Annotated in this window: 24 protein-coding genes; 2 read left to right on the forward strand and 22 right to left on the reverse strand. The window is 50.7% G+C overall.

Annotated features, from left to right (window positions below; translation table 11 throughout):
- Window positions 1-406 precede the first annotated feature (406 nt).
- A complete protein-coding gene (locus DP091_RS30290) occupies window positions 407-1285 on the reverse strand; it encodes a nucleotidyltransferase-like protein (RefSeq protein WP_113061734.1) in 879 nt (292 codons plus the stop codon).
- 187 nt (window positions 1286-1472) lie between these two features.
- Here DP091_RS30290 and DP091_RS30295 point away from each other — a divergent pair, with 187 nt between their 5' ends.
- Window positions 1473-1838, forward strand: a complete 366-nt coding sequence (locus DP091_RS30295; protein WP_071219578.1) for a YgzB family protein — start codon at window positions 1473-1475, stop codon at window positions 1836-1838.
- Between the two features lie 120 nt (window positions 1839-1958).
- On the opposite strand, the gene DP091_RS30300 is transcribed toward DP091_RS30295, so the two are convergent.
- The 20 genes from DP091_RS30300 to uptA form a co-directional block, all read right to left on the reverse strand.
- A complete protein-coding gene (locus DP091_RS30300; RefSeq protein WP_113061735.1) occupies window positions 1959-3674 on the reverse strand; it encodes a glycosyl hydrolase family 18 protein in 1716 nt (571 codons plus the stop codon).
- A gap of 113 nt (window positions 3675-3787) precedes the next feature.
- Window positions 3788-4207 (reverse strand): peroxide-responsive transcriptional repressor PerR, encoded by a 420-nt coding sequence (gene perR / locus DP091_RS30305; RefSeq protein ID WP_113061736.1) that lies wholly within the window; start codon window positions 4205-4207, stop codon window positions 3788-3790.
- A gap of 88 nt (window positions 4208-4295) precedes the next feature.
- Window positions 4296-5615, reverse strand: coding sequence for a DUF4097 family beta strand repeat-containing protein (locus DP091_RS30310; RefSeq protein ID WP_113061737.1), 1320 nt, complete (start codon window positions 5613-5615; stop codon window positions 4296-4298).
- Window positions 5616-5658: 43 nt separating this feature from the next.
- On the reverse strand, window positions 5659-6270 hold the full coding sequence (locus DP091_RS30315) for a DUF6677 family protein (protein WP_113061738.1): 612 nt from the start codon (window positions 6268-6270) through the stop codon (window positions 5659-5661).
- Between the two features lie 198 nt (window positions 6271-6468).
- Entirely contained in the window at window positions 6469-7182 is a 714-nt protein-coding gene (locus tag DP091_RS30320; protein WP_071219583.1) for an MgtC/SapB family protein, read from the reverse strand.
- Window positions 7183-7232: 50 nt separating this feature from the next.
- Window positions 7233-7691 carry a GNAT family N-acetyltransferase gene (locus DP091_RS30325; RefSeq protein WP_113061739.1) on the reverse strand — a complete coding sequence of 153 codons (459 nt, stop codon included), beginning with the start codon at window positions 7689-7691 and terminating at the stop codon, window positions 7233-7235.
- 215 nt (window positions 7692-7906) lie between these two features.
- A complete protein-coding gene (gatB, locus tag DP091_RS30330) occupies window positions 7907-9346 on the reverse strand; it encodes an Asp-tRNA(Asn)/Glu-tRNA(Gln) amidotransferase subunit GatB (RefSeq protein WP_113061740.1) in 1440 nt (479 codons plus the stop codon).
- A 30-nt stretch (window positions 9347-9376) separates the two neighbouring features.
- Window positions 9377-10834 carry an Asp-tRNA(Asn)/Glu-tRNA(Gln) amidotransferase subunit GatA gene (gene gatA, locus DP091_RS30335; RefSeq protein WP_113061741.1) on the reverse strand — a complete coding sequence of 486 codons (1458 nt, stop codon included), beginning with the start codon at window positions 10832-10834 and terminating at the stop codon, window positions 9377-9379.
- A gap of 20 nt (window positions 10835-10854) precedes the next feature.
- Window positions 10855-11142, reverse strand: a complete 288-nt coding sequence (gene gatC, locus DP091_RS30340) for an Asp-tRNA(Asn)/Glu-tRNA(Gln) amidotransferase subunit GatC (protein WP_113061742.1) — start codon at window positions 11140-11142, stop codon at window positions 10855-10857.
- Window positions 11143-11315: 173 nt separating this feature from the next.
- Window positions 11316-11696 (reverse strand): ATPase, encoded by a 381-nt coding sequence (locus DP091_RS30345; protein WP_071219588.1) that lies wholly within the window; start codon window positions 11694-11696, stop codon window positions 11316-11318.
- Window positions 11697-11906: 210 nt separating this feature from the next.
- Complete coding sequence (locus tag DP091_RS30350; protein ID WP_113061743.1) at window positions 11907-12683, reverse strand: ABC transporter permease; 777 nt, start codon at window positions 12681-12683, stop codon at window positions 11907-11909.
- Window positions 12680-13603 carry an ABC transporter ATP-binding protein gene (locus DP091_RS30355; protein ID WP_113061744.1) on the reverse strand — a complete coding sequence of 308 codons (924 nt, stop codon included), beginning with the start codon at window positions 13601-13603 and terminating at the stop codon, window positions 12680-12682. Before DP091_RS30355 ends, DP091_RS30350 begins: the two co-directional genes overlap by 4 nt.
- On the reverse strand, window positions 13600-13794 hold the full coding sequence (locus tag DP091_RS30360; protein ID WP_071219591.1) for a PLDc N-terminal domain-containing protein: 195 nt from the start codon (window positions 13792-13794) through the stop codon (window positions 13600-13602). The genes DP091_RS30355 and DP091_RS30360 overlap by 4 nt, the downstream gene beginning before the upstream one ends.
- Window positions 13795-13829: 35 nt before the next feature.
- Window positions 13830-14039 carry a hypothetical protein gene (locus DP091_RS30365; RefSeq protein ID WP_071219592.1) on the reverse strand — a complete coding sequence of 70 codons (210 nt, stop codon included), beginning with the start codon at window positions 14037-14039 and terminating at the stop codon, window positions 13830-13832.
- A complete protein-coding gene (locus DP091_RS30370; protein ID WP_113061745.1) occupies window positions 14039-14371 on the reverse strand; it encodes a YxlC family protein in 333 nt (110 codons plus the stop codon). The genes DP091_RS30365 and DP091_RS30370 overlap by 1 nt, the downstream gene beginning before the upstream one ends.
- Window positions 14355-14900, reverse strand: a complete 546-nt coding sequence (sigY, locus tag DP091_RS30375; protein WP_113061746.1) for an RNA polymerase sigma factor SigY — start codon at window positions 14898-14900, stop codon at window positions 14355-14357. The genes DP091_RS30370 and sigY overlap by 17 nt, the downstream gene beginning before the upstream one ends.
- Before the next feature lie 246 nt (window positions 14901-15146).
- On the reverse strand, window positions 15147-15338 hold the full coding sequence (locus DP091_RS30380; protein ID WP_113061747.1) for a hypothetical protein: 192 nt from the start codon (window positions 15336-15338) through the stop codon (window positions 15147-15149).
- 180 nt (window positions 15339-15518) lie between these two features.
- Window positions 15519-16157 carry an MBL fold metallo-hydrolase gene (locus tag DP091_RS30385; RefSeq protein WP_113061748.1) on the reverse strand — a complete coding sequence of 213 codons (639 nt, stop codon included), beginning with the start codon at window positions 16155-16157 and terminating at the stop codon, window positions 15519-15521.
- Between the two features lie 2 nt (window positions 16158-16159).
- Window positions 16160-16726 carry a thioredoxin family protein gene (locus DP091_RS30390; RefSeq protein WP_113061749.1) on the reverse strand — a complete coding sequence of 189 codons (567 nt, stop codon included), beginning with the start codon at window positions 16724-16726 and terminating at the stop codon, window positions 16160-16162.
- Window positions 16727-16729: 3 nt separating this feature from the next.
- Window positions 16730-17341, reverse strand: coding sequence for an undecaprenyl phosphate transporter UptA (gene uptA, locus DP091_RS30395; protein WP_113061750.1), 612 nt, complete (start codon window positions 17339-17341; stop codon window positions 16730-16732).
- A gap of 151 nt (window positions 17342-17492) precedes the next feature.
- Between uptA and DP091_RS30400 the strand changes: the two genes are divergently transcribed.
- On the forward strand, window positions 17493-17807 hold the full coding sequence (locus DP091_RS30400) for a hypothetical protein (RefSeq protein ID WP_113061751.1): 315 nt from the start codon (window positions 17493-17495) through the stop codon (window positions 17805-17807).
- An 88-nt stretch (window positions 17808-17895) separates the two neighbouring features.
- Here the strand turns inward: DP091_RS30400 and DP091_RS30405 are convergent.
- Window positions 17896-19264 (reverse strand): O-antigen ligase family protein (locus tag DP091_RS30405; RefSeq protein ID WP_181469965.1); only part of this gene is annotated, 1369 nt, incomplete at its 5' end.

Genomic DNA, 19264 nt, shown 5'->3' on the forward strand with positions numbered 1-19264 from the left:
CACCAAAGTGGTTCGTTTTACTCACTCGTTGTTCAGTTTTCAAAGATCAACTTCTTGTCTTTCGCTGAAAACTCGTTTTCAGCGGCGACCTTTATAATATATCATGGTGCCCATTGTTTCGTCAAGAACTTTTTTTGAAAACTTTTTTAATTCGACATTTTGTTAACCGAATTATCAAAGTCCCTTTCGAAGGGGCGAGTTATAATTTATCACAGAAACAGGTGGCTCGTCAACATGATTCGCCAATTTTTTTTTAGACTTCTTGTAACAAACGTTCTGACGCATTTTCGCATGACCGATACATCCTATTATCTGCACTAACGTTAGATACTGTTTCCTTAGCCGCTGTTTTATAACCGTTATATCCAATACTTCGGCACAAAAAAAGAAGGACTCGCGTCCTTCCTTAGTCGGTGTAGTACCGGATGGCTTCTGATCCGTAGGATCGAACTCCTCTCCACATCGGAACTTCCTTCACAAGCGATTGATGGACCAACTTGCGCATCACGATCGGCAGCTCCTTGCATACAGGTGCCAGCTCAGGGTGGAGAATAAGCTCCTGTATCGTCCATGGATTCCGTCGGCTTCTTAAAACGCGGAGCAGCAAAGCTGCTGAGCTCTCCAGCTTGGATATCATGGAGAATTCATAGGCCAGCAGGGCGAGTTCCACTCGCTGACCAAGCGTTTCGGTACTGACCGTAAGTTCTTCATATAATTTGCGGACAGGTGTGTTCAATCCTGTAATCTGCTCCCAAACAGCCGATTCCGGATGAATTCCCCGCTCGATCAGTTCAAGCTGCCCCCAATAATGCAGACCTTCTAATAGAGCATGGTAAGCATCCAGACCCCGCTCTTCCTTCAAGAGCATCTTGGCATCCATATACTTTTGTAAGAAGTGGGCAAATCCAATAAACAATTTTTGCTCCCGGAACGGTTCAGCAAACCTGAGAAAATCACGGCGCAAATTGGACAGGCGATCTTGGTCGTCTTTTATGATATCTCCCTCTAGGAAGCATTTGATCAATACTTTATGTGTACCGTTCAGGAGTTCCCGATGCAAATCGTCCAGCCCGGTGCTTATCACCTGGCAGCGTTCCCCGCCTACAATAGAATGCTGGATGGGAGGCTCATCAGGTGTTCCGTCATACACGACAACAATATTGACCTCAAAATCATAAACAAGCAATCCTTGCTGCCTTTTGTCCGAATTACGGTATGCTATCGCCCCTACAGCATCCTCATCAACCGTATTTCCATAATAAAAAGAAAAGTTGGTTAATTCCACGTTTCCCTCCATACATTCCTTGGCGAATTTCAGCCATTTCAGTTATAATGTAATTCTACATGTCCATGTAAGTTCCTTCTTTTAGGAGATAAGATCTTATGAAGGCAATAAACGAATATATAAGATTTCATTTCTCGGTTCACGTTATTTCATAAACAACTATTTGAATGACAGGAGTTTTCGAGCCATGATCTTTAAGAACGCAAAAATCAACGCCTTCCGCACTTGGGGATTGCTGCTGACGATGCTGGGTATGGGCCTTATGGTGCTTGGTACAGCCGGAATCGTATTTTTCGGCCAAGCAGGCAAAATATTTGCCGGAATCGGATTGGTGTTTGGCCTGATTATGATGCTGGGGAGCCTCGGCATTTACTTTTGGGCGGGGATGTTATCCACGAGTGCCGTCCAAATTCAGTGTCCGGAATGCAATAAATTGACCAAGATGTTGGGTAAAACCGACCGTTGCATGTTCTGCCATACCATTTTGACACTGGATCCAAGCCAGGCCAACATCACAGCAGAAGAGCTTGAAGCCCAGCAGACCAGATCCTAAAGGGATTTGCAGAACCCGCATACTCAATAGGATTTGCAACTCGTAAGAGATTAAACAACCCGGTTATCCTCGTGATAACCGGGTTCTTTATTATGATATGAAAATAAGTTCTATTAATCCTTAATCATGTATGGTCTTCAGAACATGCCAGGTTTCCGGAATGGCAAAACTTCGGTTCCACGAAGCAATGCCGCCAAGCTTCAGCTTTTTGGCCATATTCACTCGGGATTGCAGCGAAGTGTCGTCCTCCATCCATATTTTCTTAATGGATTCTCCCTCCGTGAATTGAACATAGTTCTGTCCTGTGCCGGCATCAAGCGAGCCTTTCACCTTCTGTTCCTTAAGCAATGCCTGCAGCTTCTCCATACCAATCGCTTTGGAGGATACCTTCGTCTCTCCCGCTTCGCTGACTTCCGTCCAGACGCGTGTGTATAACGGAACGCCCAACACCAGCTTGGATGACGGTACCGCGTCCTCTTCCATGATTCGCCTTACCGACTGCTCGGCCCATGGCAGCGAGGATACGGATCCCGCTTTCGGACTCGTGGCCCAGTGCTCGTCATAAGCCATCACCATCATATAATCAATCGTCTCTCCGAGTCGTTTCCGATCGAGAAAGAGCGACCACATCTCGCTGTTCGATTTTGGCGTAACATCAATGGAAACGATCAGCCCTCTAGCTTTGGCCAGCGGTTTCATCTCCCTCACGAACTGAACGACATGTTCCTTATCTTTGGTATGAACATTTTCAAAGTCGATATTGATTCCGTCGAGTTTATATTGTTTGGCATAAGCCAGCATCTGCTTGATAATGTGGGATCTCCTATCAAAAGTAGACAGCGCCTCGGTAGTCATGTCCGGATCGAAGCTGTTGTCCATCAGACCCCAAACCTCCATGTTCCTGTTATGGGCCCAGCTTACATACTGCTTAACAGCTTTAGATTTGACCGTGCCTTCACCATCCACAATGCTGAACCAGGTCGGGCTGACCACATTGACACCGGGCAGTTCGCCAATGCTATCCGTGCTGGGATTTTTGTTATACACAGCTTCCCATGCCAGATTGACCGACTTGTCCTTCCATTCCAGCTCTGCACGCGAAGGAGTCTGCGCAAGCATCGGAATTTCCTTTACGTCCCCAAGTTTAACCTGCTCTTTAAGAACATATCCCGTATACCCGTTATTTGCCTGAACGAATAACCGCCCCTCTTCTTCACGCCATACGCGAAGCCGCTCACCGGTCGGCATGTCCAATAGAATCGGAGACTTCTTCTCCCCGCTCTCACGCAGAGCCACGGTTTCCTCAGATTTACGAGGTGCTGCTTCGGCAAGCTGAATCGAATCCCCAGCACGCATCAGAATGATGGCGCCTGTCGCCGAGTCCTCGTGAACGGTCACCCCATAATGCTGTTTGAGCGGCTTAATCGGAACATAGACAATGCCGTCAATCAGCTTAGGTGCATAGGGAATGGTAACCGCCTTGCCGTTCAACTCGCCCTTCGTGCTGTCCATCTTCATGCGGAATACGGATTCCGAAGTCGTTACAAGAACGGATTCTGTTTCCTGCTCATAACGAATGTTGGTATCCACGCTCTCCTGAATTACCGTTATCGGCAGCAGCAGCTCTTCGCCGGAGCCCCGGGCAGGCTGTTCCTTTAGCTCTCCCTGAACAAAAATCGGCTTGTCCATTCCACGCCAATCCGGCACGGTATGGGTCTGATTCGGAAATAATGTGGTGACAACCCACCAGACGCCCGCCGCAATCAACAACAACCCCAGAAAGAAAGAGCCTCCTCTCGTACGCCTCTTCCTTCCCCGATATCTTCTTCTTGCCAAACTACTCCCCCATTTCTCTCGCTCATCCTAACTCCTTGACGCCGAATAGTGCCCTTAAAAATAAAAACGTGTGGAATGGTTCATTCCGCACGTTTATTTATAACAACCGGCGTCTATTGGCAGGACTTGCAGAGCCCATACAGCTCCATTCGCAGTCCCTTCACTTCAAACCCGGTGCTTTTCTCAGCTTGCTTTCCAACATCTTCAAGGGACGGATAGCTGAAATCTTCAATTTTACCGCAACTCTGGCATATGACATGATGATGATCCGATACGTTAGCGTCGAACCGACTCGAGTTGTCCCCGTACGTCAGCTCACGCACCATGCCGGCTTCAATAAACATTTTTAGATTGTTGTATACTGTGGCTACGCTCATACTAGGAAAATTAGGTTCCAGAGCCCGATAAATATCATCCGCTGTCGGATGGCCCATAGATTCCACCAGGTACGTTAAAATGGCATGACGTTGCGGCGTGATACGGACACCGGTCGTTTTCAGTTGTTCCAGCGCATGCTGTACGGACGTTCCCATGGTTGCCCACCGCCTTCAAGTTTTAACTGGGTATTACAAAACTTATAACGCTCTCCGACTTCATTGTACGGCGTTTCTTGGATTGTTGTCAATCCGGGAGAGGCGTGTAGCCCCCGCTGTTCCGGCCTTCCTCCTGTTCCGGATAGCTTCGGTAGATGTTCAGATTACTGTTTCCCTCTATATGAATGGAATGTTGGCCTGTACCGGATTGGCCGGAAATGGTTTTCTGTTCAATTAGAAGATTGGGCAGCGTCGTCAGAATCCTGCCATAGCTAATCGTTCCTTCAAGCTTGTAATCACCCTCGAGCGGAACGTGAAGATTCATTTCTCCAACCGCACTATACACATTCCAATCGCCACCAATCCGGGATGACCGTATCGCCACTCCACCATTGAGCGATTCAGCGCTTAATTGCGACTCTACCCCGCTGATCAGAATATTGCCGTTTCTCGTCTGAACCCGAATATGCTCGGTCGTTCGCTTTACCGTCATATTCCCCACTTGCGTGGTCAAATCCGTTTCGCCCGTAATGTCGACGGCCAGCATATTCCCCCGGTTAGTGGACATTTTAATATGACCGGTAACGCCGCGCGCCGTAATGTCGCCATTTAAGGTCTTACCCGTAACATTTCCGTAAATCCGATCCATCGTAATCGGCCCGTTTCCGCTCTCCAGCAAAATGTTCTCAATCGCTTCCACGCGGTTTAAGGTTATGGCTCCGTTCATCGTCCGTATCTCGAAATTAAATCGTCGATCATCCGGAACCGCGATGTTCACATTCATACGGGGCTGCCGTTTGCCCGATTCTCCATAGGCCTTTCCCTTGGATCGAATCGTAATCGTCTTGCCTTCCCCCACTTCGATCGTCGACTGCTCGGCGATCGCTTCGGCTAAACCGGGCTGCTCATGATCGACCCACACTTCCGTCTCCACCTTGATATCGTCTACATCCTGCCTTGTGATGGAGATATCCCCGTTTAAGTGATCGACGATGATTTTCTCAGTTTCAAGCTCAACGGGAATCTCCAATATCGGCTTCTCGAACCGGTTACCTTCAGCTTCGCTGTAATCCACTCCCGCTGCCGTCAAGTTCAAGCTCACCCGATTCCAGAGATGGAGAAAATGCTCCTGCTGGGAAATAACGAATACGGAGGCTGTAACAGTCACTGCCAGCAGAATCCCCCTCAAGTCAGGCCGAAACCGAAACTCTTTGCGTCTGCCCAAGAGACGCGACAGCATGTACCTGACTATATATTCAACGCCGAACAGGATAAACAACAGCGGCCACCAGCGCTGGAGCATAAATATATAATCCGTGCCTCTCCACTCGTCCAACAGCAATAGAACGCCCGTGCATACAAGCAGTAAGGCGGCTGTATATCGTCCCACTCTAATTCTATGTTTCATCCGTCTCCTCCCCTCATCTGTTATCACCGTACCACTGTATGCGTTATAGGGATTTGCCCTTGTCTCTTCTGTGGCGGAGAGCTTCCCGGGTCCCCGCCCATATCCCGATAACGATCAGCATGATAGCCGAGGCTTCCGCACCAAAGTCGCGGATTCCTGCCTGCAGCCAAGGCGGCTTCTGGTGAAACAATATGAGCAGTGTCCCCGTAACAACCAACATGAGGCCAAAAGCGATTCCCCGCTCACCCCGGAACGGATGATTCCGTCCTGATCCATCCTCCGAAGCAGCAGCCGCTGCCTCACTGCGTTTTTTTCGAGAAATAATATATTCCGCTGCCTGCAGCACGTCATACACGTTGTAAAAATACCCCACCGGAATCAGAAGACCCAGAACGACAAGCAGCGGTACATTGATCTGCATTCCGATGGAAGAAAAATATAAAAGCGCCGATATGTCCAGCAGCAGCAACATTATAAATGTTATCCCCTTACGGTACATACCGAGGTATAAATGACCCAGACCCGGAATGAGCGCGGCCAATAGAAGTGCATATAATTTCCGCTTTTTTCGCCGCAGCCCCGGGTGTCGCTTAACCTGGACCTGATGCCGTTTCTTCTTGCTGACTTCAGTTTGTGATTCGGGAATTGGATTCATAATCTTCTCGCCTCCTTCCAATCATCCTGGGACAGGCGTTGTTTTACGATGTTTTTCTTTGATAGTACCCCAACAAGGAGCTGAAGTAACTGGCAAAAAACTGGATAGACTGTCCGCAGAAGGCTGGCAAACCTATAAAAAAAAAACGGCACCGCCGGTGGTTCAGCAGTAGCCGTTTGTTATGCTTCATTTTCTATCCTATTCAGCCGTTACCATCGTTACATGGCCGATTCCCCGCAACTGCCGGGTGATCTCCATTGGTTCGAATTTGCGATCGGTCAAGACCTGCAGCGAGATTTCGAGCCCTAATACCGCAGGCTGCAGCTCCCCGTATGCCGCACCGCTTCGTTCGTTAACGATAAGCTTCTTGATCACGAATTCCTGTTCCTCCAGAACAGCGGATATGTCATCCAAAATATTCGGCGTATTCGCTGCATGGACAGTAATCAGATGCAGTTTGCTGCCGCGGATGTAACGCTGCTCCAATTTATTGAAGACAACCAGATTAAGAAGAATTAGCACCGTCGAAACGATCGAGGCAAAATAAAAGCCGGCACCAATCGCTAACCCCACGGCCCCCACAACCCAGATGGACGCAGCAGTGGTTAGCCCGGTAATGGATTTACCTGTAAACAGAATGGTACCGGCACCCAAGAAACCGATCCCTGTTATGACCGCCGTTGCCAAGCGCGCTGGATCAATCCGAACGTTAATTTCGTCTACAAAATCGGAGAATCCATAAATGGATAACAGCATAATAAGCGTAGAACCCAAGCATACCAATATATGCGTGCGCAGACCTGCAGCATGGTTGGAACGTTCCCGTTCAAAACCGATTAAGCCGCCAAGCAGCATAGCCAGCAACAATCTTAATAAAATGGATACATTATCTATCACCCAAGGATTATTCAAAAGAACGATACTCCCCTCACGTCTGCTTCAGTCGCTTATGCTTTATCTTTTCATTGTATATGAAGATGGAACTCGGTCAATTCCACACCCGGAGCAACCTCAAAAGCGTGATTTTTAACAAACCCGAATTTCTCATACAAGGTTACCGCAGGCGTATTGCGCGTCCCGGTTGAGACCACGAACATGGGCGCCTCCTTATAGGATTCCAACACGTGGCGAATTAATGTTCCCGCAATCCCTTTGCGAAAATGACCCGGATGGACCATCATCCGTGATATGGTGACCTGCTCCTGTTCCGGCTCGACTGCGATAGCTCCGATAAGATCGCCTTCTTCATTAATATAACCAAAAAAGGTTTCCCCGCTCGAACGGATCGTATCGAAGGTATCCTGCAGCGGAGGGATATCCGAGAATCCGATTAATTCGGCTTCCAAAGGGTACGCCATGTGCTGCAGACTCCATATCTGCTGGACGGTATCCCTATCCTCCAAAGATAATGCTCTTATCATATATTCATCCCCTGACCAAGTTGTTATAAGAAAAGTGTCTATCCACGTACTCTCAAAGAAGACGCACCGCGTTTAGCGGTAGTTATCTTGCGATATCAGGCGGCAGCCCCTTAGAAGTTTAAACTTTCCGATATCTTAAAAAGGAACTTGTCCCTAAATCGGGACAAGCTCCCATGATTTAAATACAATTCGGGAACATGACGCATACACGTTGATTATCCGTTCAGCACCTCAACCAGCAGTTTGTTGGCCAGCGCAGGATTGGCTTTTCCCTTGCTCTCTTTCATCACTTGACCCACCAGGAAGCCGATCGCTTTCTGTTTACCTGCCTTGTAGTCCTCCACGGATTGCGGATTGTTTGCAACCACCTGCTCGACAATGCTCTTGATCGCGCCTTCATCGCTGATTTGGACAAGACCCTTCTCCTCAACGATTTGCGCAGGCAGCTTGCCGCTCTCCAGCATCTCTTTGAAGACGGTTTTGGCGATTTTGCTGCTGATGGTTCCCTTCTCGATCAATCCGATCATCTCGCCAAGGCCCTGGCCCGTGATCTTCACTTCAGACAGCTCCAGATTGTTCGAATTCAAATAACCCAGCAAATCGCCCATGATCCAGTTCGATACGGATTTGGCATCCTTCGTATAGTTTAAGCTGTCCTCGAAGAAGTCGGCGAGCAGCTTGGACGACGTGATGACCGCCGCATCATAATCCGGCAATCCATACTCCGAAGCATAACGTGCCTTACGGGCATCCGGAAGCTCCGGAATCGTCGCACGAACCGCCTCTTTCCACTCTTCGCTAATACGCACCGACACCAGATCCGGGTCCGGGAAATAACGGTAGTCGTGCGCCTGCTCCTTCCCGCGCATGGAGAAGGTTTTTGCCTGGGCTTCGTCCCAGCGGCGGGTTTCCTGTACGATCACGCCGCCCTCATCGAGAATTTCGGTTTGCCGGTACTGTTCATATTCCAAACCGCGCTGTACGCCGCGGAAGGAATTCATATTCTTCAGCTCGGCCTTCGTGCCGAGTTCCTTCTGTCCCCATGGACGAAGACTGATGTTAGCGTCGCAGCGAAGCGAGCCTTCTTCCATCTTCACGTCCGATACGTCGCAGTATTGCATAATCGCACGCATTTTCTCCAGATAAGCTTTGGCTTCCTCGGGCGTTGAGATCTCAGGCTCAGACACGATCTCAACCAGCGGCGTTCCAACGCGGTTAAAGTCAACCAGCGAGGCATATCCGCCATCCACGTGCGTGAGTTTACCGGCATCCTCCTCCAGATGAAGCCGGGTAATCCCAATTCGCTTCGTCTTTCCGTCCACCTCAATATCGATCCAGCCGTTCTCGCCGATCGGCTGATCATACTGGGAAATCTGGTATGCTTTCGGGGAATCCGGGTAGAAGTAGTTCTTGCGGTCAAATTTGCTGACATCGCCGATGGTGCAGTTCAGCGCCATCGCAGCCTTCATGGCATATTCCACAGCCTGGCGGTTTAATACGGGCAGCACGCCGGGATGGCCTAGGCAGATGGGACATGTATGCGTGTTCGGCGGGGCTCCAAACGCAGTGGAGCAGCCGCAAAATATTTTGGAATTCGTATGCAGCTCTACGTGCACTTCCAATCCGATAACCGTTTCATATTTTGATGTAGACATCGATTGTTTCCCTCCTTCTCTGCCGCCGGTTTACAGTTCAGGCCGCCGTTTGTGGTGTTCAGTATTTTGCTCATAGGCATGCGCGACGCGCAGTACGGTCGACTCATCAAAGGCTTTGCCGATGATTTGCATACCTACAGGCAGTCCGTCCGCGAATCCGCAAGGAATACTGACTGCCGGCACACCTGCCAAGCTGACAGGAATCGTCAGGATATCATTCAAATACATCGTCAGCGGATCGTCCACCTGAGCTCCGAGCTTGAAAGCCGTAGTCGGAGCTGTAGGTCCGATGATGACATCATATTGCTCGAATACTTTATCGAAGTCCTGCTTGATGAGCGTACGGGCTTTCTGTGCCTTCAAATAATAGGCGTCGTAATAGCCCGAGCTAAGCGCATAGGTACCCAGCATGATGCGGCGTTTCACCTCGTCGCCGAAGCCTTGGCTGCGGGACTCATGATACAAGTCGATCAGGCTGCCAGCATTGTCGGAACGAACGCCATAACGCACGCCGTCAAAGCGGGCCAGATTCGACGAGGCCTCCGAAGAAGCGAGCAAATAATATGTTGCTACCGCATAGTCGGTATGCGGGAGGGAAACTTCATCCCAGGTAGCGCCCAGCGCTTCGAGCACCTTCAGTGCGTTCAGGACGGTTTCCTTCACTTCAGCGTCAACGCCTTCGCCCAGGTATTCCTTAGGCACAGCAATGCGCAGACCGGTAACGTCTCCGGACAACGCGCTCAGATAATCAGGCACGTCCACTTTGGCAGATGTCGAATCCATCGGATCATAACCGGCAATAGCTTGCAGGACATAAGCGGAATCTTCCACATTTTTCGTCAAAGGTCCGATCTGATCCAGCGATGATGCAAAGGCAACAAGGCCGAACCGGGATACGAGGCCATAGGTTGGTTTCAGTCCCACGACACCGCAATAAGAGGCAGGCTGCCTGATGGAGCCGCCTGTATCCGACCCCAATGCAAAGTAAGCTTCACCTGCAGCTACGGCCGCAGCCGAGCCGCCGCTTGATCCGCCGGGTACGCGCTCCAAATCCCATGGGTTGCGCACGGGATAGAAGCTGGAATTCTCATTGGAGCCTCCCATTGCAAACTCGTCCATGTTCAGCTTGCCGATTGTCACCGTATCCGCTGCACGCAATTTACCGACAACCGTTGCGTCATAAACCGGCGTGAAATTGGACAAAAACTGACTAGCGCATGTGGTGCGAAGTCCTTCTGTCACGATATTATCCTTGATTCCGACAGGAAGCCCGAACAACAGTCCGCGAGTCCCCTCTAAAGCTAGCCTCTCGTCCAAAGCCTTGGCGGATGAACGAGCGCCTTCTTCGTCCAAAGTAATAAATGCCTTCACCCGATCCTCACGTTCGGAAATACGGGTAAAAGCTTGGTCAACCAGATCGGTTACGGAAAGCTCCTTATTCTGAAGCTTATTATGTATCTCCGTTAACTTGTAATCAAACAGACTCAAGTGTGTATCCTCCCTTCAGGCTATTCCAAAACAGCAGGTACTTTAATTTGATCGTCTTCTTCATCCGGTGCGTTAAGCAGCACCTTCTCGATCGGCAAGCTCTCGCGCACCTCGTCTTCTCTCATGACATTGCTGAGATGAAGCACGTGTGTAGTCGGCTCAACACCTTCTGTATTCAATTCATTTAACTTCTCGGCATATTGTAAAATCGCATTCAGTTGGCCGGTAAACATCTGCTCTTCTTCAGGCGTCAAATTCAAACGGGCCAGCTTCGCTACATGCTGAACATCCTTATCGGTAATGCTCATGGCTTTACATCCTCCTTCATGCCCCTATCCAGTTAAAGGGGTAAAGTCTGTCACGACAACTTTTCTCATTATATTGTAGAAGCATGCAAGATTCAATCCAAACAGCTTGAAGCGTGCCGCTTCGAAGTTACTTTTCCATTCCACCAAAAAAGAGTCGGCCTCAGCCGACTCTTCTAAATCCAAGCACGAAGATTCACTTGTTTGATGAAATCCGCCTGGGATATTGCTTCCTTGGTTTCTTCTTCCTCTTCAACACTTTCCAACTCGCCGTTCATCACTTGATGGAACAGCTTCTCATTATATGTCGACAGGGCGAAATCGATGAGCGCTTCCCGCTCGACCCGCTCAGCTTCCTGCTTCAACACGATTGATTCCAGCTCGACATCATCTGCCGGAACAAAAAAATTACGGTTGAGGCTCGGAATCCGAATGACGTAATCGAACGCATTGTCCGGATTTCGGTCATAAGCGATGATATAACCGTATTGACCGATTGGAAGATTCTGCTCAAAGGCGTCCGCAACGATTGTAATCTTTTCCCCTAAACGCAGCATCGTCTACCTCCTGAGTGTCTATCCTTTTTTAAGAGATAAGAATATAAACTTCAGAGGTTTATCATCCTTATCTCGCAAGAAAAACTTCCGCTAAATACGGTCTCTCTTCTGATAACGTACGTCGATGACGTTTTTCTTGTCTTCATAGTCTACTAAAAAAAGATAGAGATGTCCATGTGATTCAGATAAAACCTGAATCTCCCATGAAAACTAGGATTGCGGGGACAGGGGACTCCTTCTAAGCAGCCTCGCGGCAACGATAATCGACAACGCCATAATCAGCATGGCAACGAGTATCGGTGACCACGCGCTGCTCCCTGTGCCAAGAATTCGCTCCGCGGCCATGCTGCTTAAACGGCCCGGGCTCCATAGAACGCGGGAAGGCAGCAGACCGGATAAAAGCGAAAGCACGCCGGCAACTGCCAAGCTGATGAAGGCCGCAGCCGGCCCGCGCAGGACAGCACCGAGCGGCAGCACAAGCGTTACGATCCAGGCCAGCCATACAGCATATAAGCCCCCGCCGCTGGTAACCGGTCCCCATTCCAAAGGACCGATGAGCTGATACGTGTAATATGCGGCGCCGCCCAGCCCAATCGCAAAAGAAACAATCAGCAGCGTCATCATGGCAGCCCATTTGGCAGACATCATGGGAATCGTGGATACCGAGCGGGCGAGAACAAGCTCAGCCGTGCCGGTGGCTCGCTCACCTGCTACCGTGTTCATTCCCGCCAGCACAAGCACCAGCAGGCCGATGGTGCTGAATTGGCTCAAGGTTGATGCCATAACATTCTCGGCGGACGGGACGGTAAATAATGCCGCCGCTTCCGGGGGCAATTCCCCGGCCATGGTCAGGATATCCGGCAAATAATAGGTGGAAACCGGCTGCATAATGCCAAGAAGCAGGAAGACTGCAGGCACCCAAATCCATTTGTAGGTCCGGCTGGCCTCGAGCATTTCTTTTTGATAATAAATCCAGAACGACTTCATGAGCCCACCACCTTCATAAACATATCCTCGAGCGAAGACGTGCCTGCTTCAAAACGAAGCAGCTCGATTTCGTCATCGGCAAGCTCCTTGATTAAAGCAGCCCGCGCAACATCCATATCCGTCACCATCAGCTTGGCGCCGCGTTTGCCGAGTTCAATCTCATGCACATAAGGACGGTTCGCAAGACTGTCGAGCCAAGCAACCTCCCGCTCCCCCGGTTCAACCTCAATCGATAGGACTGGCTGGCGATATTTCGTGCGAAGTTCGCTAAGCGCGCCTTTCTCCGCGATTTCCCCGTCTACCATCAGTACCATGTCATCGCAGATTTCCTCCGCATCGTGAAGCACATGGGTCGAGAACAGAACGGTGACTTCCCCGCGCAAGCGGTTGAGCAGGTCCATAACCTCACGACGACCGATCGGATCAAGCGCCGATACCGGCTCGTCCAGCATGATTAGCTCAGGCTTATGCACCAACGCTTGAGCAATGCCAAGCCGCTGCTTCATACCGCCGGAGTAACCGGATATTCGGCGTTTAGCAGCCTGCTGCAGGCCAACCATTTCAATGACTTCCCGACTTCGCGCAGTAGCCTCTCGTCCGGATAATCCCGACAGCTTGGCGCTGAAAGACAAGTACTCCATGCCCGACATCCAGCTGTAAAATTTCGGATATTGAGGCAAGTAACCAATCCGGTGACGCCAGCCGTTCGTTTGCGTATCGGCTGATCCATATCGGATCTCACCCCGGGTTGGAGGTATTAATCCGGCCAGCATCCGCAGCGTAGTTGTTTTGCCGGCACCATTAGGACCAAGCAGGGCAGTACAGCTCCCTCGCTGCAATTCAAATGAAATCCCCTTAACCGGCGTGATGCTTCCTATGCTTTTGGTCAATTCATGAATGCTTAAAAGTTTTTCCGTCAAGCTTCTCGCCTCCCCGCAACGAAATAAGCAACGCTGCCAAGAAGGTTCCCCAGCAGTATAATCAACACCCACACCCATCTCGGTCCACGTATGTTTGCTGGCTCTGCACGAAACAAAGATATCAGACCCGTTACCGCGAGAATGGCTTGCAGTGCAAGAATCGGCCAGATCAATCCCCAATTAATTTCCATAATAATCCCCCATGTTCCATATATAATGAAGAAACTTAAGACTTGCGGTCATCTTTGTGGATGACGAATATCCAGTAAAAGAGCAGCGGCATTGGCATTGTCGTAGATCCCCATATCCCCCAGAACCAAGCCATCTTGCCAAGCCCCCGCTTCCTAGCATCCAAGAAAAGCCATGTCCCTTGAATCAGCACAAGCACAACGGCAAGGATGATCACTCCCAGCGGGCTCTCGTTAACTTCATTCATCAGATCCCCTTCTTTCCGGATCTCAGACTCTTGGAAAATACAAGAACGGAAATCCCGGCAACCATGCCGAACCCGTGAATAAACAGTAGGACCTTCGGCGCCGCCAAGGCAGCCATCAATCCGCCACCAACGATAAAGAGTGAAATCAGAAGAAAAAGCAGCAATTCATATTTCATCCGTCGCCGCTTCCGCTCCAAGGTATGAACGGCCAGCGTATGCAATCCTTCAAGGGATGGGGATGGCGCATCCTCAAACAATTGATCCACCCGCTCCATTTCTTTGGTAAATCCTTCAATCCATCTTTCATCCTCATGCTCAGGTCCTTTGACCATCGTCACCCATCTCCTTTCGCAGCTGTTTGATACCGTAGGCTGTCCGTGATTTCACCGTTCCTTCGGGAATGCCGAGCATCGTTCCGATTTCATCATAGCTATAGCCGTAATAATGCTTCAGCAGGACGGCAATCCGGTGATCCTCAGATAAGCGGGATAATCCATTCAGCATATCCGTCCAATCTTCTCCCCGCCGCTCCATCTGCCAGCGCATCCGCCTTGCTGACTGAACCGCCTCCTGCTCCAGCCATTTCTTCTCCCGTTTCTTTCGCCGGGTGCTATCGATGAACAACCGGGTAGCAATGGTAATCATCCAGGAGGAGAAGGACGAAGTCCCGTTGTAACGGTTCATATTCTCCATGCATCGAACAATGGTATCCTGTGCAGTATCCTCTGCAACCATCGGGTCCATCGTCACTTTTAGCAAATATTTATAAAGAAAGGAATAATGCTGCTTGAACAGCAGCGCCATAGCCGCTGCATCTCCTAATTTCGCTTGTTGTATCAAGCCCTCTTCATCAGGGATCATGAAAAAATCATCACCTTCTTTCGCATTCCAACCGTAATACGATTAACAACTGCCAATCGTTCAAATGGGTTTATATATTTATCCTGTACCGAATGGTATCATTTATTAAAACCTATCATGACGATAAGAAATTCATCGATACCTGTAAAAAAACTCAAAAAAAAAGCAGCCGACTAAATCGGCTGCCCTCCTCAATAGAAAGAATCCATTCAGTTCATGATGAGGGTGTCATGTTCGCATGTCGATCTATTGATTAAATCGTATAACCTGCAGCCGATGATGCCATGGCTGCTGCGCGATCCCTTCATCCTTCACCAGCCTGTCCCAGACAACGGAGGATATTTCCGTCTGAATCTGCCGGTGGAACTCCGGTTGTCGATCAATCGCTTCGCTTCTTGTAGCACTCCCGTTCAACAGCGATAGATGATCTTTCCTCACTGGCGCTTCCCCCTAATCACGTCCATGCCAAAAAAAACTCCCCGTAAAATAAAAGAACGCAAACCGGGATGAATTCCACAGTCTGCGTGCTTCGCAAGGTTAACATTTAATTAACCGTATTGTATCAATGTTGTCCAGGTTTGTCCAGACAAAGTTTCCCGATTTATGTCGGAAGCTATCTTATCGGCTGGCAGGAACGTAAGGATTCCGCTGCTTTTCATAACCGATGGTTGTCCGAGGACCATGGCCGGAATACACAACGACCTCATCCGGGAAGGTATACAGCGTATTTTGAATGGAATCAATCAAATCACGTTCACGGCCTCCAGGAAGGTCCGTTCGCCCAACCCCGAGACGGAACAGCACATCACCGGAAAACAGATCATTTCCACACTTGAAGCTCACGCTTCCCGGGGAATGTCCCGGTGTATGAAAGACGCTGAAGGTGTGTCCGATCAGTTGCAGCTCAAGTCCATCCGCCAAATCATACTCAGCCGGCTCGGTGGACAGCGGTTCCGTTACCTGCGGCCACATCATCGAGCCGTTGAGCTTCGGATTGGACAGCCATTCACTCTCCAAGGTATGCAGGTAAACGGGGCAGCCCTTCAGCTTGCGGATTTCCTCGACACCCCCCATATGATCAAAATGCGCATGGGTCAGCAGGATCGCTTCAATCTCCAAATCGGCTATTCGCTTCAGCAGCGGTCCCGGGTTCATGCCAGGATCGATAATGATCGCTTTGCCTTCAACAGGCCCTGTCAATAAATACGCATTCGTCTGCAGCGGTCCTAAATTAAAGGTTTCAATATGAAGTGTCATGATTAGAACCCTGACATAAGTTCACGCAATTCCTTAATAATGGCAGCGTGGAACTCATACCCTTCCCCGTAGGCTTGAATAATGCTTTGTCGTGCGGCCGAAAGATTGTCCTGATAGTCCGGTGCTTCACGATCCGGATTGTTCTGCTTGAACTCAATCATAAACTTCTGAACATGCGCCGGACGCGGTCCCCACGTGCCGAGGACATGTCCCCCGGTATCCGAAATGATAACAACCGGAATGGAGCGGGCACCCATGGTCAGGAACTGATCCATGACGTCCAGATTCTCTTCCATAATCAGCACTTCCGTCTCAATTCCCGCGGTCTCCATCGCGCGAAATACGACAGGGATATTGCGCGCAACATCGCCGCACCAATCCGCAGCCAGAATAAGGACCCGCAGGTCATCCCGGAAATTGAGGCTTTCAAAGAACTCTTTATCCTCTTCATTCTCCCAGACAAACTGTTCATATCCTGCCTTGAACGTCTCCTGGTTCTTCTGCATGCCGTCCATAAATTGCTGTGGAGATATGCCTGTCCCCAAATGATTTGCCATATTCATACTCATTCGTTATTTCGACCTCGCCTTCGATGATTTTATCCATTTTATCAAAAAATAAAGAATCATGACGGCCAATGCCCCCAGCAGAATTTCCTGCACGTACGGCCCTGCCTTCTCGTCAATATGCTCCCATTGATCGCCCAGAAGCAATCCAAGGTATAAGAATAATGCCGTCCATGGAATAACGGCTAGGGTGGTCAGCAGCGTAAACCTTCCCACAGGCATCTTGGATATGCCTGCCGGTATGGAAATCGCATGCCGTACCACCGGTACAAACCGTGCCGTAAATATAACGCCGGTACCATACTTGCCGAACCATTCTTCAGCGTAATCGATATGCTTCTTCTTAATCAATATGTACTTCCCGTACTTCTCCAAGAAGGGCCTGCCTCCGTAACGGCCGATCCAATAAATAAACAACTGTGCGAGCACGCCGCCAACGGTACCGAAGAGCATGGCTCCGAGAAAGTTAACCTCTCCCATAGACACCAGATAACCGCCATAGGCAAGTACGATCTCGCTTGGGATGACCTCCACCATAAGTCCGAGCATGATTCCGAAATAACCCAGCTGCTGGATCCATTCAAACAACCGACCTACAGCCTCGTAAAAGAATTCCACGCTTGTCCCCCGCTTTCCTACTGCGTTGATTTCTAGTACTAGCCTATTCTAACACAGCCCGGGACATGCCTTCTACTGCGCCCAAATATAGGCGGCACAGTGACTTCCGCCCGTTTCGGGACATATGGTGAAGCAAAGGAGTGAGTTACGCATGCATTCTCCCCATGCCAAACAACCGGGCAGCAAGCCCCCCTCCCCGCGCGGTATACGGCGGGCCTGCAGCAAAGAATTATATCGCACGACCAAACGCCTTAAGCTGTATCTTCCTCCGGAGACCCTGAAGAAGGGGGAAGAAGTGTATTACCGGAAGGTGATCGGCAATTTGATCTGGATCCATGAAAACTACAGCAATAAGAAGCTATTATGCGACTGGTGGGAAAAGGAAGTCTGCGGCGAACTGGCTGAGCTATGGGAGGTTCCGGAACGTCAGTTGGCCTCGGCCTTCCGGGATGCCTTCGGCGGATAACACTGCCCTTCCTTGTACCAGCAACTATGCAACTATCCTGAACGGGCAAGCACATGATCAGCCGCTATAGATGGCAACACACGACTCGTTAGCGTCGGGCGGGAATATCTCCCTGTACAGGGTGCCTTGCCGCATGCTTTCGTGTTCCCCCATTCAGCGTTTTTTCCAATCGGAGAGTCTGCCTTACCGCAAGCCTAGACAGATCGAATTCCCGGTCATTCCGATGAGAATCCATCCCGCGAAGATTTGCCGCAAGGGAACGATAGCCCTTCAAGATATTCAACCCGGTCCGGGCCGCTTCAACCGATCTGACGGATTCTCCTGCCGTCCGGTGCCAATCTGCGAGGGTAGCCAGCTTCAGCACGGCTCGGGTTTGTTTGGCATCATTGAACCGGTCCCGATCGATCGCGGCTAGATACCAAGCTGCCGCCTCTTCCGATTCGCCTCGGAGCGAGTAAGCCTCCGCCAGCTTCCAGCTCAGCTCCGGGTGTTTCGGTGCATACACCAAACTTCGCTTCAGCAGCGGGATTCGCTGGCTTGGGGGAAGCCAATCCGCCAGGCTCAATGCTGCCTCCGTGTTGGCGGGGTTCCACTTTAGCGAGGATTGGAGGAGCGCTGCTTGCGCTCCGGGCGGTTCCGAAGCGGCCCTTCGCTCTTTGACCTCACTGATGCCCAGCGCAGAAGCAAGAAGAACCCAGCCGGCGAGCAGAATGATCGCCATAACCCGGAGTGACAGCGACTGTAACGGCGAATATTTCCGCTTCCCTTCATAAACAGCTAGCAGCTTCTTCCCGATTTTGAGCCGTTTGCGTCTTTGAGCTGCATTAGGTTCATTCTGTACTTCCCGACCGGAAAAGACCGAAGCGAAGCCCATTACCGTAAGCCACAGCAGCAGCAGCCATACCAACCCAAAACTCCAGTCAAAATCCACAGCCGCATGCCCGATCAGCACGAGGGCAGCGGGTACGAGCCGGGAGCACACAGCAATTAGCCTCGCCACCATAAAGCTAACCAAAACAAGGACAAGCAGCAGCCCGATCACTCCCGTATTCAGCAGGATATCCATATATCCGCTGTGCACCTCGGCACCCACATAGGGCTGGGACTGAATGGCAAGGTAGGACTGCCGCCACGTCTCCCCTCCCCGTCCCAGCCACAGCGACGACCGGGCCAGCTGCCACGCGTCGCTGTATAGAAGACGGCGCGCGCTCAGCGTTGCCGCGCCGCCAAGGGTCCGATCCTGCACCTGATGCAGGATCAACGCTCCGGCTGCGGCAGCCAGCAGCGCCGCAGCTCCCAGGGCCCCTGCCGCGGCATGCCGCCGCCGCGGGCCCCCGCTGTGCCGCCAGCGGCACAGCAGCAGGCCGGCGAGGACGCCGCCGGCCCAAAGCCCGGCCAGCCACAGCAGGCCGGGCAGCACGGCCGGAGCCAGCTTGGCTTCAGCCAGCTGGCGGTAC

It is taken from the genome of Paenibacillus sp. MDMC362, assembly GCF_003269305.1.
GTDB lineage: Bacteria > Bacillota > Bacilli > Paenibacillales > Paenibacillaceae > Paenibacillus_AQ.